Origin of the sequence: uncultured Fibrobacter sp., from assembly GCF_947305105.1 — a bacterium.
Taxonomy (GTDB): domain Bacteria; phylum Fibrobacterota; class Fibrobacteria; order Fibrobacterales; family Fibrobacteraceae; genus Fibrobacter.
The window spans coordinates 1-15,220 of the sequence record NZ_CAMZCS010000024.1; the positions used below are offsets into that span (position 1 = coordinate 1).

Below are 15,220 nucleotides of genomic sequence, written 5' to 3' on the forward strand. Positions count from 1 at the left end.
GCCTTCACGTACTTTTCGTCGATGACGTTACGGATAACGCCGTCTTCGAGAGCTTCGATCTTCATCACTTCGTGAGAGGTACGGAAACCGTCGAAGAAGTGCATGAACGGAACGCGGCTTTCGAGAGTGGAAGCGTGGGCCACGAGAGCGAGGTCCTGGCATTCCTGCACGCAGCTGGAGGCGAGCATGGCGAAACCGGTCTGGCGGCAAGCCATCACGTCGGAGTGGTCACCGAAAATCGAGAGGCCCTGCATGGCGAGGGCACGGGCGGTAACGTGGAAGACCGTGGGGGTCAGTTCGCCCGCAATCTTGTACATGTTCGGGATCATCAAGAGAAGACCCTGGGATGCGGTGAAGGTCGTGGTGAGGGCACCGGCCTGCAAAGCACCGTGAACGGTACCGGCAGCGCCACCTTCGGACTGCATTTCAAACACGCGGGGAACCTGTCCCCAAATATTCTTCTTGCCTGCAGCACTCCAGTTGTCGGCGTGCTCAGCCATAGGACTAGACGGTGTAATCGGGTAGATAGCCGCGACTTCGCTAACAGCAAACGCTACGTTAGCGGTGGCCTCGTTACCATCACACGCAATCATCTTTTTTGCCATGTGTGTATCTCCAATATTGGGTTGAATTAAAAATCCGAGAATAAAATTAGATAGAAATAGTTCGAGAAGAGTAACTAGGAACGAAAAAAATGGCCAAAATGGCCATGACACGATGTAAAGAATTTTAAACGTGGGCGGGGTATGCCAAGAGTGCTTGGTTTATCTCGATTTCGATGCCGGCGTAGGCTTCGCCGAACTTTTGCCGCAGCTCTGTCGTGAGCCCGTCGGAGGTGCCTCGGTAGGGGTAGTTGCGGCGGATGCGCAGCTCCGGTGCGCGTGCATGGATTTCGCTGATGAGGGCGTCTGCGATGAGGCACTCCGCTTCACGAGAGGGGTCGTAAAGGATTCCTACGTCGGCATTGCGGACAACGTTGTTTAATACGGGGGTGAAACTGTGGATGCCCAAGTGAATTACGTGAAGGCCCTTGCTATGGCCTGCAATGTGCTTTGCCACGAAATGTTCCACTTTGCTGTGGTGTTGTAACCATAACTTGCGGATGTGTTCCTTGACATTGTCGGGCAAGTCGCGGGTGTATGCCGAGAAAAAATCCCGGCTGGATTCGCTCCGGTTCAGGTCGGCCACAAGCCTAGAAAATTTTCCGGCGAGATAGAAGTCCGGGCGCATCGTGCGAACCAATCTCCGGTAAACTTCAAAAGCGCCGATGTCGTAGCCTCTGTGTGTCTTGAGCGTGTCTTTCGGGATTCCCGCAAGCCTCGCCACCTTGAATGCGCGCACGACAAAATCCGGCACTGCATTGGATGCGTGTTCGCAGGTGATGACGAGTGCCGGTGCCTTCATGGGATTACTTCTTTTCGATGACGAGGATGTTCCCGTCGTAGGTCATGACCCCGAGCAGGATGCTGTGGATAAGCCGGAACTTGTCGACTTTGTAATAGGGCCCGCTTGCCATGGGGTTGGTGCAGTCGGGGTCTGCAACCATGAACTGTTTTTTTTCGTCAAGTCCGTAAAGCACTACAAAGTGACCCATCGGGTCGCCGTGGATATCGTCAAAGACGGACTGGTCTTTATCGTTCGTGTATTCGCGGGGGCTGCGGTATAGATATGTGGCGCTTAAGCCGCAAAGCACAGGAATACCGCGCTTGAAATATCCTTCGAACATGCTTGCCCGTAAATCGGCCGTTGCGACTGTACCGCCCAGGTCGATAAACCGGATGTAGGCGTCAATTGCCTTCTTGAGCTTGGGCGCATGTTTTGCCTTGTGGAGCTTCACGAGTTTCTCGCGGAGCTCGGGCATCTTGAGGTTACTCCATGTGGGGTCGAAAAGTTTGAGATTATAAGAATAGATGGTCGCCTTGAACCCGCGCTTGAGCGCGTCGATGCCGAGGAACACGCCGAGCGTGCCGCCTTCTTCCAGGAACTCGATTTCGGAGATGAGCTTTTTAAGGGGTATCTTGTAGCCGAGATGCGAATATACCGCGTGTAGGCTGGTCGGTCCGCACGTGACATCGTCTGGCTGAGGGAGAATCTTTATTTCCATCGCTTTGCCTCGATTATGACGTGGCGGTTTGATACACAAATCGTCGAACGGGCGAAAATATAGCAAAAAGATTTAAAAATGCCCAAAAAACCTATACTTTTTATTTTATCAGCTTCCGAAAAATATTTTCGTTTCTTTTATTGTGGTTGACACAAAATGTCATCTGATTTTGTTATATTAGTGCACATGGTAGCACTAAATAAAAGCAAGGCAAAAAAAGAGATTGAGTTTCTCTGCACGAGTTGCGGCAACACCACGACGAAGTGGGTAGGGAAGTGCCCGTTTTGCGGGGAGTGGAACACGCTCAAAGAACATGTGGTAGAACCGGTTCTGGAGAATTCGGGGCGTGGGGGCCGTGGCTTGGGTGGCCCTGTCCACCAGGTCGTGGCGCTCAAGGATGTCTCTACCGAAGACACGCGCCGGTTGAGTACGGCGAATACGGAATTCGACCGCGTGCTGGGCGGTGGCCTGGCACCGGGGTCGCTTGTGCTGATTGGCGGCGACCCGGGCATAGGCAAGTCGACGCTCGTGCTCACGACTCTTGCCACGATGACGGCTGCCGGTGTCAAGACGCTTTACGTGAGCGGCGAAGAAAGTGCAAGCCAGGTAAAACTTCGCAGCGAGCGCCTGAACGTTTCCGGGAGCGACATGCTCCTGCTCTGCGAGACGGGGCTCGAGAAAATTATCGAGAAGGCCAAGGAAATCAAGCCGCAGGTGCTTGTCGTCGACTCTATCCAGACGGTGTACAAGGGCGACTTGCCGGGAACGCCGGGGTCGGCTTCGCAATTGCGCGAGTGTACTTTGGACTTGATGGTGTTCGCGAAGAACACGGGGTGCATCACTATCCTTATTGGTCACGTGACCAAGGACGGGCAGATTGCCGGTCCTCGCATTTTGGAGCACATGGTCGATACCGTCGTGTATTTCGAAGGGGACCGCAATAACCAGTACCGCCTGCTGCGCACTATAAAGAATCGTTTCGGTGCTACCGACGAGATTGGTGTTTTCGAGATGACGAGCCATGGGCTGAACGCCGTGCCGAACCCGAGCCGCGTGTTTCTGCAAGAGGGCGTTCCGCCGACTCCGGGGAGCGTTGTCTGCTGTACGCTCGAAGGCTCGCGCGCGTTGCTCTTTGAAACTCAGGCGCTCGTGAACCAGACAAACTTTGCCGTGCCGCAGCGTGTGGCCGCAGGTATCGACCCGAAACGCCTTACGATTATCCTTGCGTTGCTCGAAAAATTCGGTGGCGTAAGTGTCGGCATGTGCGACGTGTTCGCAAGCATTGCCGGCGGCATCCGCGTGAGCGATACATCGTCCGACCTGGCCCTCGCGCTCGCTATCGCGAGCAACCATCTGGGGATCCCGCTGGGCCGCCAGACCATCGCCATAGGGGAGCTCGGTCTGTCGGGCGAGGTCCGGAATGTGAGTCTCTTGGACCAGCGGCTCAAGGAGGCACGCCGTCTGGGGATGACTGTGGCGGTGATTCCCTCGTCCGGTAAATTGCCTGAGTCTGTGGGGGGCATGCGCATTGTTCGCGTGGCCGGTCTCAGCGAGGCTGTGGCCTGGCTCATGGACCAGAAGTAACCGATGTATAAAACGAAAGGGCGCCCCGTGGGGCGTCCTTTTAAATCCGTTATGTAGGGAAGACTATTCTTCGTCGTCGGAGTGTTTTTTCTTCTTCTTTTTCTTCGGAGCATCATCGTCGTCCGAAGCTTCTTCACGCGGCTTTCTCTTGCCAGTGCCTTCGACCTTGATGTCGGCGGCCTTTTCGCCACGCTTGGTGAAACCGAACTGACGCGGATCGAGACCGCCCGGGAACTTTGTCCTGTTGTCGTAGATGACCTTCTTGGCGGTGAACTTTTCAATCTTTGCGTTGGTCAGGTCGGCACCGGAGAAGTCAACGTCGTCCATCTTGGTGTCGGCGTCAATTTTCACGCCTTCCATGTTGGCGTTGAGGAAGCTAACCTTGGTCAGCTTGGCACCGGCGAAGCTTGCACCAGAGAGCGTTGCGAGGTTGAAGTCGGTACGTTCGATGGTGGAGTTGGAGAAGTTGGCCTTGGTGAGGTCAGCCTTGTCGAAGATGTTCTTGCGGATGTAAGCACCGTCGAAGACTGTCTTCATCATTTCGGCTTCCTTGAACACGACCTTGTTCACGTCGGAATCGAAGAAGGAGGCCTTGTTGAGTTTAGTGCGTTCGAAGGAGCTCTTGGAAACGCTACCCTTGTCGAAGATGACACCGGTCAGGTCCTGGCTGTTGAAGTTCATGTTCTTCAGAGAGGACTGGGCAAACTTGGCCTTCTGGAGCTGCGTCTTGGAGAGGTCGACGTCGTTGAAGGAGGTCAGGGAAAGGTCTGCTTCCTGGAGGTTGACGTTCTTGAAGTCGGCACCACCGAAGTTGGCCTGGGAAAGACCGGCCTTGGCGAAGTTGACGTTCTCGAGGTCGGTGCTGCCGAAGTTGGCGGCAATCAGGTTACAGGCGGTGAAGTCCGTCTTGACGAGCTTGGCCTTCTTGAGGTTCGTGTTAGCCATGAGGGAGCGCGAGAAGTTCGCGTTCGTCATGTTGGCCTTGCTGAAGTCGGCGTTGGTAAGGTCGACGTCCATGACGGAGGCCTGCGTGAAGTCTGCCTTGCTGAAGTCGGCACCGTCGGAGACCTTCATGGCGTCGAGACGGGCGTTCTTGAAGTTTGCCTGCGGGAATTCGCTGTCCAGCAAGGTGGCACGGTAGAGGTTTGCGCCTTCGAAGTTTGCGCCCTTGAAATTGGAAGAGCGGATGTCGGCACCGCTAATCGTCGCCTTCGTGAGGTTTGCGTTCTTGAAGTTGGCGCCACTGATCACCGCGTTCTGGAAGGAGACTTCGGGGAGGTTCGCTTCCGTGAACTTTATATTCTCACCAGCTGCGCGCTGGAAGTCCGTCACATGCTTGACAGCCTTGGCTTTGGAGAAGTTGAAATCATCGATACGCTTGTCGCGGAAAGAAATGTTCAGGTCTTTGCCGGACCAATCTGTTTGCTGGGCGAATGCCGAAAACGTCATTGCGCAGACAAGGCCGATGCCCAACTTGGATACTTTAATCATATTCATATAAAATTCCCTTTAATTATGAACAAATATAACGGATAGCCCTAAAATAACTAAAAATTTGGCAAAAGATTCCAAATAAAAAAAAAACATCTAAAAAAATGTTTGGTTTCCTTTACCTAGGGTATTTGTTTTGCAAAAATTGCTAGTTTTGGCGCAAATGCCAAAATTTGAGTCCAAGGAATATGATGTCGTCGTTTGCGGGGCCGGCCCTGCCGGTCTGATGGCTGCCTGTACCTATGGAAGGCTGACGGGCGGTGCCGGACGGGTTTTGCTTCTCGATAAGAAGGAACCTTGGAAAGAACCCATTTTCTGCGCGGAAGCTGTTTCGACGGGGCGTTTGAACGCTTTGTGGCCAATTTCCAAAGAATGGGTCCGTGGCGGCATCTCCGGTATATATTTTACGTCTCCAAAGGGTTACAGGGCCGAATTCTACAGCAAGGACTGTGGGTCCATGTTGGACCGTTCCCGTTTCCATCATGCTCTCGCAGATGGCTGTGTTGAGGCGGGTGTCGAATGCCATTTTGATGCTCTGGTTACAAATCTCTCCCGCGACGGGGATTCCTGGTTGGTCCAGTCGATGACTGGCGGCGAACTTTCGACAGTTCGTGCCAAGGCCGTGATCGATGCGACGGGGCCGGGATGCCGGTTGACTCGGAATGTCGATTGCCTCAAGGGAATTGAGTCCGGCGATACGGATTTGGAACCGGCAATTTTTGCGGTGACCGAAGGTATCAAGCATAGTCGCGAACATATTGAGCTCTTTTTTGGGAGTGAGTTCCCGAACGGCTATGGCTGGATATTCCCGCGCGATGGTGTAGAAGTCAATGTCGGATTCGTTTTAGGGAAAGACCACGATACGCCGATTCCTCTGCGCCAGAAACTTTTGGAATTTATAAACAGGCGTTATCCTGGTGCGAAGGTCAAGGCTGTGTACGGTGGCATGATTGCCTGCGGCCAGTCCAAGCGCCCGCTTGCAATGCACGGTGTTTTCAAGGCTGGGGATGCCGCGAGCTGCGTGAACCCGATTAGCCGTTCCGGTATTGTTGAATCGATTCTTTGTGGAAAGATTGTCGCTGAATCTGTCGTGGAATGGTTGGCTTGCGGTACCGATGCTGAACGCTCCCGTGTGGAAGCTTCGGTGCTCGACCGCTGGATGAAGGCCCAGGGACGCGCCCATTTGCAGATTGCAAATGCGAAGCCCACGTTCGGGAAAATTTCGGATGCGCAGTTCGATCGCGCTGCCGAAAAACTATCCCGTATCCCGCAGGGGAAGGCTTCCCTCTGGCGTATATTCTTCACTGTTTTGAGCGCTTGCCCATCGTTGATTTGGAAGATGCGCTCTTTCTTGCGGTAATGAAATGTCGGCAATAGAAGAACGGTTGGAAAAAGTTCGTGCGAAGTTCGCTTCGTTCTCGGATCAGGACGACAAGTGGAAATATCTGCTTGATCTGGCCCGTGCGCACAAGGGAATGGACGCTTCGCTGAAGGCGGAGAAGTACATTATCCAAGGTTGTGCATCCACGATGTACCTGGTTCCCAAGTTCGAATCTGGCGTAATCCATTTCGAGATGGACGTGGAAGGCGGAACGACGAACCCGCTGATTAGTCGCGGGCTGGGTGCCCTTGCCTTATTGGTGTACAACGATATGCCTCCGAAGGAAATCCTTTCGGTGAATGCTGCGTTTTTCCAGGAAATCGGCTTGAACGTGGGACTTTCGCCCACGCGCTCCAACGGTTTTGCCAGCTTGATCAAGCAAATTTATTTATATGCCCGCGTCTTCGACGCAATTTCAAAAACATAGGTAGGAGTCAACATGTCTTTTAGTTTCTTGAGTGGAAAGAGCCCGTTTGACGAGGCCGAAGAAAAATTGGAAGCCGGTGAGAATCCTTCCGGCAAGCCGAAACTCCCTACACCGACGATGGGTTGGCAGGATGTCGTGTTCCTCATCGTGCTCGTGGGGCTGGTTGTCGGTGGTTACTATTATTATCAGTACACAAAGAAGAACAGTGCCGAGGAGTTTGCCAAGTGCGATGTCCTTTATGTGGCTGCCGAAACGGATCCCTCCAAGCTGGTTGAGGCGGAATCCTGCTACAATGCCACGTGGGACCTCGGTTTTGTGAGCGATTCTATGGAAATCCTCCGCCAGGACCGCCTGGGCGCTATCGAAGACAAGCGCAATCACCTCAAGGATTTGTTCACTGACGTGATGGATGCTATTGCCGACAAGGATTCTGCAAAGGCTTTCGAAATCGTGAACGGCTACAAGGGCCCGATGCTTTTGCCGAAGAGTGACCGCGAAACGTGGGAAACCATTGCCAAGGCGGCTTCGCTGAAAGCGGCCGTCGAAGCGGCTGCAGCTCCGGCAGGTGATTCTGCTGCGGCAAAGTAATTCTGCTATATATAAATAGGGAAACGTGCTAGATAATATATAGTCTTAGCGGAGTTTCTCGACAGTAATTTCCCTCTCGGTTTCCGAGAGGATTTTTATTTGGATGACGTGGGTAATGCCCGCGTCGTTTCCTTCTAGGCGTTCGGGCCATTCGATAAGGCTGATGCCCGATGCCAAGTAGTCCGGGTCCATACCGACTTCGTACAGGTCGGCGCCACCTTCGAGACGGTAGAGGTCGAAGTGGAAGATGGGCGGGTCGTTCGGGTATTCGTGGAGGATGGTGTAGGTGGGGGAGCATACTGTGCCCGTGTAACCGAGCCCCTTGCAGACACCCCGGCTGATGACGGTCTTGCCCGCGCCCAAATTCCCGTAAAGGGCCACTCGGTCGCCTGGCTGCAGCGACTTCCCGAATTCGCTCGCCCAGTTGAACGTTTCATCTTCGCTGTAAAACACCATAGATTCTAGCCTCTAGCCTCTAACCTCTAACCTCTAACCTACAGCTTGTCCTTGAACTGTTCGTAGGTGAACCTGTGCAGCAGGTGGAATTTCCCGTCCATGTCGAACATGCCGATATCCGGGTGGCGGACCCCGTTGAAGAACGTCGTCTTGACCATGGTGTAGTGGATCATGTCCTCGAAGATAATGCGGTCCCCGACTTGGAGCGGAGCGTCGAACGAGTAGTCGCCGAGCTGGTCTCCGGCTAGGCAGGTATTTCCAGTTATTTTGTATGTAAACTTCTTTTCGCCGGGAAGTGCAGCTCCCGTGATGTTCGGCCTGTAGGGCATTTCCAGGCAGTCGGGCATGTGCGCACTGATAGAAACGTTCAAGATGGCGATGTCCATCTTGTTGTGTACGATGTCGGCGACCGTCGCTACCAGTTCGCCCGTTTGCCAGCCGACCGCCTCTCCCGGTTCCATGACGACCTCGAGGTGTGGATAGCGTTTTTTAAAGTCATTGAGCAACTTGACAAGCTCTTCGCGATGGTAATCTTTGCGGGTGATGTGGTGGCCTCCACCGAAGTTCACCCATTTCATTTGGGGCAAGTAACGCCCGAATTTCTTCTCAAAAGCTGTGAGTACGCCTTCGAGGGCGTCAACGTCTTGTTCGCACAGGGCATGGAAATGCAGCCCTTCGATGCCGTCCAGCAGTTCTGGCTTGAACTCGGCCTCGGTCACGCCGAGCCTGGAGTGGAGCCCGCATGGGTTGTAAATATCTGTTTCGACGGTGGAAAATTCCGGGTTTACACGGATGCCCGCGCTTATTTTACTTGCAATGGTTTTTGCCTTGAAGCGCTGCCACTGGGAAAAGCTGTTGTACGTGATGTGGTCGGCATACTTGAGAATCTCGTCGATTTCCCCGTCTTCGTATGCCGGTGCGAATACATGGACTTCTTTGCCCATTTCTTCTTTAGCGAGTCGAGCCTCGTTAAGGCTGCTGGCTGTGGCGCCAGGGAGATATTCCGCGATAATGGGGAACGATCTCCAAAAACTGTAACCTTTGAGGGCACATATAATCTTGACGCCTGTCCTTTCTTGAATGTTGTTCAATATTTCCATGTTCCGGCGAAGGCGTTTTTCGTCCAGAACGAAACAGGGACTGGTGGCTTGTGTATAATCGGGCATGTGCCAAATATAGGAAAAGAAGCCAAGGGTGCTTTTTTTGCCTCTTTTTGGGGTTGTTTTGCTAGAAAAAAAGTGTTTTTTTATGATATCTTGTTGTCTTTTAAAAAATCCTTTAACTAAATTTAAAGCAATGATTTGGTCTTCTTATACTCGAATAATCGCATCTATTTGTACGATAGCTTTTGCCGGGTTCGCCTTCGCAGCGGATCCTGCTTCGGCTCCTGCTCCTGCAAAGGCTGCACCTGCCGCAACAGCTCCTGCTCCGGCCCCCGCTCCCGCACCTGCTCCGGCTCCTGCCGCTGCACCTGCTCCCGCTCCTGCTAAGGAAGCTCCTAAGGCTGCTTCCGCTCCCGCTCCGGCCCCCGCAAAGGCGGCCCCTGCTCCGGCTCCGGCCAAGGAAGCCCCGAAGGCTGCTCCTGCCAAGAAGGCCGAACAGAAGGTCGTACCGAGTGTGCCGGTCAACGTCGCTCCGAGAGGCGCTTCTTCTCTTGACGAGATGATCCAGAAGAAGCTCGACTCCCTCAGCAAGATTAAAGTCAGCACTCCGGTTTCTGGCAGCTCCGATAGCCTTGCCAAGGTCAAGGCGGACAGCGTCCGCAAGATGATCCAGGAAGGCAAGTACGTCCAGCGTGCCAAGTACGACAAGTCGAACTTCGATTCCTGGAAGATCGATACTGTTTTCCAGAAGAGCATGAAGGAATCCGTTTATGGTATCTGGCGCACTCCGATTGTCGCTCACGGCCACGCTTTCCGTGACGCCGAACTGCGCTTCGACATGAACGACACGGTTTATGGAACGACCCGCACTTACTCTGATTCGGGCCGCTACCAGATGACTGGTGAATACACCTTCAAGGCTCGCTACCGTTTCGACAACGACACCTCCATGGTCACCCGCGAAGTCTTCGCCGACCGCCAGGTTGTCCGTTGGGACTACATCGCGTTCCGCAAACTCGAGGACACCTTGACCTACAACCTCAAGAAACTCGAATTCCGCGACATGAACGACAACTGGTTGAATGCCCTGCAGGGCTTCGACAATGTTCCGCCGGAAGTCTACATCAAGGACGAGAAACTTACCGCCGAGATGAAGAAGACTGCGGAACTCTGGGCGAAGAGAAAAAAATAAGGGCCGATGAAAAACCGCATTTGGTTTTGCTTTGGTTTCCTTTTTCTAGTCGCCGTCTCTCTGAGCTTTTGCACATTGGCTACGGGACCTGTATGGGTTTCGTGGCCTGATTTTTTTTCGGCCCTTTTCGCCGGACCATCGGCTGAGGTCGGGGCTGATTCCATCACTTCGCAAATCATTTGGCGGCTCCGCGTGCCCAGGATGTGTGCGGCGGTGTTGGCCGGGACTTCGCTTTCGGTGGCGGGCCTCGCTTTGCAGACTGTCTTTTGTAACCCGCTTGCCGGGCCGTTTGTGCTGGGCATCAGCAGCGGCGCGAGTCTAGGGGTGGCGCTCTCGTTGCTGGCCGGTTTCAGTTTTGGCAATTTTGGCGTGCTCGGCGCGGCTGCTGTCGGCGCTTCGGCCGTGACGATTATTGTCATGTGGGTTTCGGGGCGGTTCCGCAATGTGGGCGTGCTTTTGATTGTTGGGCTTTTGCTCGGGTACTTGATTGACGCTATCGTGAGCGTGCTGATTGCGGGGAGCGAGGCCGAAGCGCTTCGCGTGTACGTGACGTGGAGCATGGGCAGCTTTGGCCGTATGCTGCTCGATGGCGTGTGGGTGTTTGCGCTCGCCGTGGCCGCGGGGCTTGGGCTTGTGGTGGTGAGCATGCGCTATTTGAATGCGGCGAGGCTTGGCGACGATTTTGCCCGCGGTCTCGGTGTGCGCGTTGAAGTTTCCAAGAAGTGCGTGCTACTCGGTGCGAGTATCCTCGCTGCGGCATGTACGGCGTTCTGCGGTCCGGTGGCTTTTGTGGGTATCGCCGTCCCGCATTTGGCTTTTATGTTGTTCAAAACAACCGACCACCGCGTCCTTGTGCCGGGAGCCGCATTGTGCGGCACGGTGCTTTGCCTCTTGGCGGGGCTGTTCCCGGTGAGCATTCCTCTGAATGCGGTACTCAGCATTGTCGGCGTGCCGGTTGTGTTTTATGTGCTTGTTCGCGGCTCTAGGACGGGGTGGTGGTGATGGCTTGCGGTGTGCTGTTGAAGTGCGAGAACCTTTGCGTAGGGTATGGTGACAGTCGGCCCAAACGGGGTGCCGAGCGTCCGCTGTCCCTTTTCGAACCGTTCTCGTTTGAACTGCATGCTGGCGAAGTCGTCGCTTTGATGGGTGTGAACGGCTGCGGGAAAAGTACGCTCCTCAAGACGTTTGCCGGCCTTGTTCCTCAGGTTTCGGGGAATGTGTACTTGGATGGGGTGCCTTTGCAGGCTTGGAACGCCCGCGAGCGGGCCCGTCGTGTCGGACTTGTCCGTATGTCGGGCACGGCACCGGACCGCATGACGGTCCGGGAATTCGTGGGGCTTGGCCGTTCGCCGTATTCCGGTTTTCTGGATGGCCGGACCGCTGAAGATGAAAAAATCGTGGACGACGCAATGCAGGCAACGGATGTGGCCTGCTTTGCGGAACGCCCTTTTACGGAACTGAGTGACGGCGAGCGTAGCCGCGTGTTCTTGGCCGAGGCGGTTGCCCAGCAGGTGAACGTGCTCTTGCTCGACGAGCCGAACGCATTCCTCGATATTCCGAGGAGCCATGCGCTGTTCCGTCTGTTGAAAAAATTTGTCGGAATGCGCGAAATGGGAATTATCGTTTCGACCCATTCTATCGAGTATGCCGAAAAGTATTGCGACCGCATCGCCGTCATTGATGGTGGATGTTTCCGTGTGGCTCCTGCTTCCGAAGCACGGACGCTTGGGCTTTTAGACTGGGCGAGGGACGAATGAAGGCTAGATATGTGATGATTCACTTGGCTTTGCGGGTGATGTGCGTGCTTTTTTCGGGATGGCTGTTGCTCTCTTGCGCCGGAAATGCCCCACGCGAAACGTCTGCGCCTCAAAGCGCTTCTGCTCCGCAGCATTTTTTCTGGAAAGTGTCGGATTCGAATTCTTCGGTGTGGCTCCTAGGGAGTATCCACTTTGCCGATTCCTCGTTCTACCCGCTTGATTCCGTTATCGAGACCGCCTTTGCGAACGCCGAGGAATTGGCCGTCGAAATCGACGTGAGCGATGATTCTGTGAGTAGCGAAATTGCTTCGGAGAGTATGCAGCGTGGGATGATGCCTGCGGGAAAGCGCTTACAAGATATTCTGCCCCCGGAAATGTGGAATTCGATTGACAGCATTTGTTCTGCTTGGGGATTCCCGTCGATGACTTTGCAGGTGATGCGCCCGTGGTTTGCCGCGATGACGCTGAGTGCTTTTGCTATTCAGCGGGCGGGGATTGATCCCACTTTGGGCGTGGACGCTGTATTGCTTGACCGTGCGGCGCATGATGGTAAAGCCATCGTGGGGCTTGAAACGGCGAGCGAACAGATTGGTGCCTTGGCCGACACGACGGATTCCGATTCGGCGGGCATTTTCTATCTCAAGTCTACGTTGCGCGAGGTGTCAGAACTTGATTCGATGGTGGCACGAATTGTGCGTGCCTGGAAAACGGGCGATGACGCGCTGTTGCGTGAGACGATGGAAGGCGAGAAAAAGTACGACGAAGGAACTCGTGAGAAGGAATTCAGTGACAAGCTAGATGAAAAGGTCTACAAGTCCCGCAACGTGAAAATTGCAGAACGCATTGCAGAATTCCTCTCCGAAGACAGGAACGTGTTTGTCGTAGTCGGGGCTGCGCACTTGGTACTTGACGAAGATAATGTCGTAGATTTGTTGCGCCGTCGTGGGCTTAAAGTACAACGTTACTAACGGATATCCTTGACATTCAGGCCGAGTCGGGCTAACCTGTTGTATAGTGCCGTGCGGACCATGCCGAGTTTGTCGGCGGCGAGGCTGATGGAACCGTTACATTCGAGAATTTTTGCCTTGAGGAATTCCTTTTCCTCGTCCATCTGCTTTTTGCGGAACTCGTTGTAGGTATCGGCCGACATGGCGATTCCGCCATTGGTTGTGCCGGGCATATTTGCCGCTGGACCCATGCCTGTATCGATTTGTAAATCGTCGGCGTTCAAAATGCCGGGGGCGGTAAAGCACAGGGTGCGCTGGATGACGTTTTCCAGTTCGCGGATGTTGCCGGGCCAGTCGTGGGATTGCAGCTTTTGCAGGGCTTCGGGCGAGAGGGTGTAGGGTTCGCCTTCGGGTGCGTACTGGCGGATAAAGTAATTGGCTAAGTCCTCGATGTCTTCTTTGCGCTCGCGGAGGGGTGAAAGTTGCATCGGGATGACGTTCAGGCGGTAGAAAAGGTCTTCGCGGAAGCGCTTTTCGCGGATTTCTTCACGGAGGTCGCGGTTGGTGGCCGCAATGATGCGGACATTGATATGGCGCGTCTTGTTTGCGCCGATGGGCCTGATCTCGTGGTTTTGGATGACGCGAAGCAGTTTGACCTGGGCGTGGAGCGGCATGTCCCCGATTTCGTCGAGGAATATGGCTCCGCCGTTCGCTTCTTCGAAAAGGCCGATGCGTTCGTTTTGCGCTCCGGTGAAAGCCCCGCGCGTGTGCCCGAACAGTTCGCTTTCGAAAAGGGCTTCGGGGATGGCGCTGCAGTTCACTGTGACAAACTTGTCGTACACGCAGGCGATGGCGCGCGCGATAAGGTCTTTGCCGACGCCCGATTCGCCTTGGATGAGGACGGAACCTGTGTGCAAAATCGCCCTTTCGACGGTCTTGCGGAGGTTCTGCATGGCCTCGCTTTTACCGACAAGGTGCGACATCCTTTCGCGGAAGGTACGCTTCGCGGTGTAGATTTCCTTGAGGCGCGCAATTTTGCTCATCAGGTGGAGCCGTAGCGCCTCGACAGAAAGGAGAATGTCGTAGAGGTTGTTGGGAATGTCCCTGAACTGGTCCGGATTCTCGGCGTAGGCAAGAATCATCGTATCGGGGTTGCGGCTGCGCAGCTTGGAAAGTGCGCTTTCGCTCTCGTTGGCGAAGGCGTCCAAGTCCCAGATGACAAGCGAGGCGCGGTTGTCGGTATTGGCGGCCTGTGCTATGGGGAAGATGTTCACCGGATAATCCACGGAAGAAAGGACGTCCTGGATAAACGAGGACGTCGCATTTTCTTTCGTGAAAAAGTCGATGGGTAACATCTTTCGCGTTTAGCGGGGCATGTTTTACTTGCCCAGCTCTTTGGAACGTTCGGTCCCGGCGACGACGGCCTTGATGAGCGTGCTGCGGAATGCACCTTCTTCGAGGGCGTTCACGCCTGCAATCGTCGTCCCGGCGGGGGAGCAGACCATGGCGCACAAGTCGCTTGGGCTCTTGCCGGACTGCTTGACGAGCTCGACGCTGCCTTCGATAGTGCCGAGGGCGAGCTTGAGCGCGACATCGCGGGTGAGGCCGGCCTTGACACCACCGCGGGTGAGACCTTCGATGAACTCGAACACATACGCAGGGGCACTACCGGAAAGTCCGGTGACGGCGTCCATCAGGGATTCAGAAACGCGGCAAGTGACGCCCACGGTGCCGAAAATCTTCTCGGCGGTGGAAAGAGTCTTTTCGTTGACGCCGTCAGTGGCGAGAGCCACTGTGCCCCTACCCACGGTGAGCGGGAGGTTCGGCATCACGCGGAGCACCTGGTTCTTTTCGCCCAGGACTTCGAGCAGGTTCTTGCGAGCGACGCCCGCCATGATGCTGATGAATGTCTTTTCGGACTTGAGCGCAGTTGCGGCAGCTTTCCATTCGGCGGAGACTACCTTGAAAATCTGCGGCTTCACGCACAGGAACGTGACATCGGCAGATTCGGCGCCTTCGGCGAAACTGCCGACGCGGATGCAGCCGAGTGCGACGACGGCTTCGGCCGCCTTGTCGCTCGGGTCAAAGAAGAGGATGTCTTTGGGATTGGTGCCGGCATTCAGGAGGCCACGAAGAATTGCTCCTCCCATGTTGCCGGTGCCTGCGAAGAAAATTTTTTCACTCATGGCT

General features: G+C 54.7%; 15 protein-coding genes and 1 pseudogene. 8 read left to right on the plus strand and 8 right to left on the minus strand.

Annotated features, from left to right (window positions below; translation table 11 throughout):
• The 3 genes and pseudogenes from Q0Y46_RS10700 to Q0Y46_RS10710 form a co-directional block, all read right to left on the minus strand.
• Positions 1-605: pseudogene (locus Q0Y46_RS10700) on the minus strand (pyruvate:ferredoxin (flavodoxin) oxidoreductase); the annotation flags it as partial.
• Between the two features lie 124 nt (positions 606-729).
• Complete coding sequence (locus tag Q0Y46_RS10705; protein WP_297947296.1) at positions 730-1,404, minus strand: N-formylglutamate amidohydrolase; 675 nt, start codon at positions 1,402-1,404, stop codon at positions 730-732.
• 4 nt (positions 1,405-1,408) lie between these two features.
• The gene (locus Q0Y46_RS10710) at positions 1,409-2,104 is read right to left on the minus strand and encodes a peptidase-C39 like family protein (RefSeq protein WP_295679540.1); all 696 of its coding nucleotides are present in this window, start codon (positions 2,102-2,104) and stop codon (positions 1,409-1,411) included.
• Between the two features lie 186 nt (positions 2,105-2,290).
• Here Q0Y46_RS10710 and radA point away from each other — a divergent pair, with 186 nt between their 5' ends.
• On the plus strand, positions 2,291-3,688 hold the full coding sequence (radA, locus tag Q0Y46_RS10715) for a DNA repair protein RadA (RefSeq protein WP_295679538.1): 1,398 nt from the start codon (positions 2,291-2,293) through the stop codon (positions 3,686-3,688).
• A 63-nt stretch (positions 3,689-3,751) separates the two neighbouring features.
• Here the strand turns inward: radA and Q0Y46_RS10720 are convergent, their stop codons facing one another.
• Positions 3,752-5,185 carry a pentapeptide repeat-containing protein gene (locus Q0Y46_RS10720; RefSeq protein WP_295679535.1) on the minus strand — a complete coding sequence of 478 codons (1,434 nt, stop codon included), beginning with the start codon at positions 5,183-5,185 and terminating at the stop codon, positions 3,752-3,754.
• Positions 5,186-5,342: 157 nt separating this feature from the next.
• Here Q0Y46_RS10720 and Q0Y46_RS10725 point away from each other — a divergent pair, with 157 nt between their 5' ends.
• From Q0Y46_RS10725 to Q0Y46_RS10735, 3 genes are read left to right on the plus strand one after another with little or no spacing between them, the layout of a single operon-like run.
• Positions 5,343-6,539, plus strand: coding sequence for an NAD(P)/FAD-dependent oxidoreductase (locus Q0Y46_RS10725; protein ID WP_295679532.1), 1,197 nt, complete (start codon positions 5,343-5,345; stop codon positions 6,537-6,539).
• Positions 6,540-6,543: 4 nt separating this feature from the next.
• On the plus strand, positions 6,544-6,987 hold the full coding sequence (locus Q0Y46_RS10730) for a SufE family protein (protein ID WP_295679528.1): 444 nt from the start codon (positions 6,544-6,546) through the stop codon (positions 6,985-6,987).
• Positions 6,988-6,999: 12 nt separating this feature from the next.
• Positions 7,000-7,575, plus strand: a complete 576-nt coding sequence (locus Q0Y46_RS10735; RefSeq protein WP_295679525.1) for a hypothetical protein — start codon at positions 7,000-7,002, stop codon at positions 7,573-7,575.
• A gap of 45 nt (positions 7,576-7,620) precedes the next feature.
• On the opposite strand, the gene tsaE is transcribed toward Q0Y46_RS10735, so the two are convergent.
• Positions 7,621-8,031, minus strand: a complete 411-nt coding sequence (tsaE, locus tag Q0Y46_RS10740; protein WP_295679523.1) for a tRNA (adenosine(37)-N6)-threonylcarbamoyltransferase complex ATPase subunit type 1 TsaE — start codon at positions 8,029-8,031, stop codon at positions 7,621-7,623.
• Positions 8,032-8,069: 38 nt separating this feature from the next.
• Positions 8,070-9,197, minus strand: a complete 1,128-nt coding sequence (nspC, locus tag Q0Y46_RS10745; protein ID WP_295679521.1) for a carboxynorspermidine decarboxylase — start codon at positions 9,195-9,197, stop codon at positions 8,070-8,072.
• Between the two features lie 130 nt (positions 9,198-9,327).
• Between nspC and Q0Y46_RS10750 the strand changes: the two genes are divergently transcribed.
• The 4 genes from Q0Y46_RS10750 to Q0Y46_RS10765 are packed head-to-tail and all read left to right on the plus strand — an operon-like array spanning position 9,328 to position 13,051.
• Complete coding sequence (locus tag Q0Y46_RS10750) at positions 9,328-10,326, plus strand: hypothetical protein (RefSeq protein ID WP_295679519.1); 999 nt, start codon at positions 9,328-9,330, stop codon at positions 10,324-10,326.
• A gap of 6 nt (positions 10,327-10,332) precedes the next feature.
• Positions 10,333-11,328, plus strand: a complete 996-nt coding sequence (locus Q0Y46_RS10755; protein ID WP_295679518.1) for an iron ABC transporter permease — start codon at positions 10,333-10,335, stop codon at positions 11,326-11,328.
• Positions 11,328-12,083, plus strand: coding sequence for an ABC transporter ATP-binding protein (locus Q0Y46_RS10760; RefSeq protein WP_297947298.1), 756 nt, complete (start codon positions 11,328-11,330; stop codon positions 12,081-12,083). The genes Q0Y46_RS10755 and Q0Y46_RS10760 overlap by 1 nt, the downstream gene beginning before the upstream one ends.
• Entirely contained in the window at positions 12,080-13,051 is a 972-nt protein-coding gene (locus Q0Y46_RS10765) for a TraB/GumN family protein (protein ID WP_297947300.1), read from the plus strand. The genes Q0Y46_RS10760 and Q0Y46_RS10765 overlap by 4 nt, the downstream gene beginning before the upstream one ends.
• Here Q0Y46_RS10765 and Q0Y46_RS10770 read toward each other — a convergent pair.
• A complete protein-coding gene (locus Q0Y46_RS10770) occupies positions 13,048-14,385 on the minus strand; it encodes a sigma-54 dependent transcriptional regulator (protein ID WP_297947302.1) in 1,338 nt (445 codons plus the stop codon). The two genes, Q0Y46_RS10765 and Q0Y46_RS10770, sit on opposite strands and share 4 nt — an antisense overlap.
• Before the next feature lie 24 nt (positions 14,386-14,409).
• Positions 14,410-15,216 carry a pyrroline-5-carboxylate reductase gene (proC, locus tag Q0Y46_RS10775; RefSeq protein WP_297947304.1) on the minus strand — a complete coding sequence of 269 codons (807 nt, stop codon included), beginning with the start codon at positions 15,214-15,216 and terminating at the stop codon, positions 14,410-14,412.
• Positions 15,217-15,220: the final 4 nt, after the last annotated feature.

Excerpts from the sequence above, each read along its gene's own strand:
- Q0Y46_RS10705 (WP_297947296.1), bottom strand. The coding sequence starts at position 1,404 with ATGAAGGCACCGGCACTCGTCATCACCTGCGAACACGCATCCAATGCA.
- Q0Y46_RS10710 (WP_295679540.1), bottom strand. The coding sequence starts at position 2,104 with ATGGAAATAAAGATTCTCCCTCAGCCAGACGATGTCACGTGCGGACCG.
- radA (WP_295679538.1), top strand. The coding sequence starts at position 2,291 with ATGGTAGCACTAAATAAAAGCAAGGCAAAAAAAGAGATTGAGTTTCTC.
- Q0Y46_RS10720 (WP_295679535.1), bottom strand. The coding sequence starts at position 5,185 with ATGAATATGATTAAAGTATCCAAGTTGGGCATCGGCCTTGTCTGCGCA.
- Q0Y46_RS10725 (WP_295679532.1), top strand. The coding sequence starts at position 5,343 with ATGCCAAAATTTGAGTCCAAGGAATATGATGTCGTCGTTTGCGGGGCC.
- Q0Y46_RS10730 (WP_295679528.1), top strand. The coding sequence starts at position 6,544 with ATGTCGGCAATAGAAGAACGGTTGGAAAAAGTTCGTGCGAAGTTCGCT.
- Q0Y46_RS10735 (WP_295679525.1), top strand. The coding sequence starts at position 7,000 with ATGTCTTTTAGTTTCTTGAGTGGAAAGAGCCCGTTTGACGAGGCCGAA.
- tsaE (WP_295679523.1), bottom strand. The coding sequence starts at position 8,031 with ATGGTGTTTTACAGCGAAGATGAAACGTTCAACTGGGCGAGCGAATTC.
- nspC (WP_295679521.1), bottom strand. The coding sequence starts at position 9,197 with ATGCCCGATTATACACAAGCCACCAGTCCCTGTTTCGTTCTGGACGAA.
- Q0Y46_RS10750 (WP_295679519.1), top strand. The coding sequence starts at position 9,328 with ATGATTTGGTCTTCTTATACTCGAATAATCGCATCTATTTGTACGATA.
- Q0Y46_RS10755 (WP_295679518.1), top strand. The coding sequence starts at position 10,333 with ATGAAAAACCGCATTTGGTTTTGCTTTGGTTTCCTTTTTCTAGTCGCC.
- Q0Y46_RS10760 (WP_297947298.1), top strand. The coding sequence starts at position 11,328 with ATGGCTTGCGGTGTGCTGTTGAAGTGCGAGAACCTTTGCGTAGGGTAT.
- Q0Y46_RS10765 (WP_297947300.1), top strand. The coding sequence starts at position 12,080 with ATGAAGGCTAGATATGTGATGATTCACTTGGCTTTGCGGGTGATGTGC.
- Q0Y46_RS10770 (WP_297947302.1), bottom strand. The coding sequence starts at position 14,385 with ATGTTACCCATCGACTTTTTCACGAAAGAAAATGCGACGTCCTCGTTT.
- proC (WP_297947304.1), bottom strand. The coding sequence starts at position 15,216 with ATGAGTGAAAAAATTTTCTTCGCAGGCACCGGCAACATGGGAGGAGCA.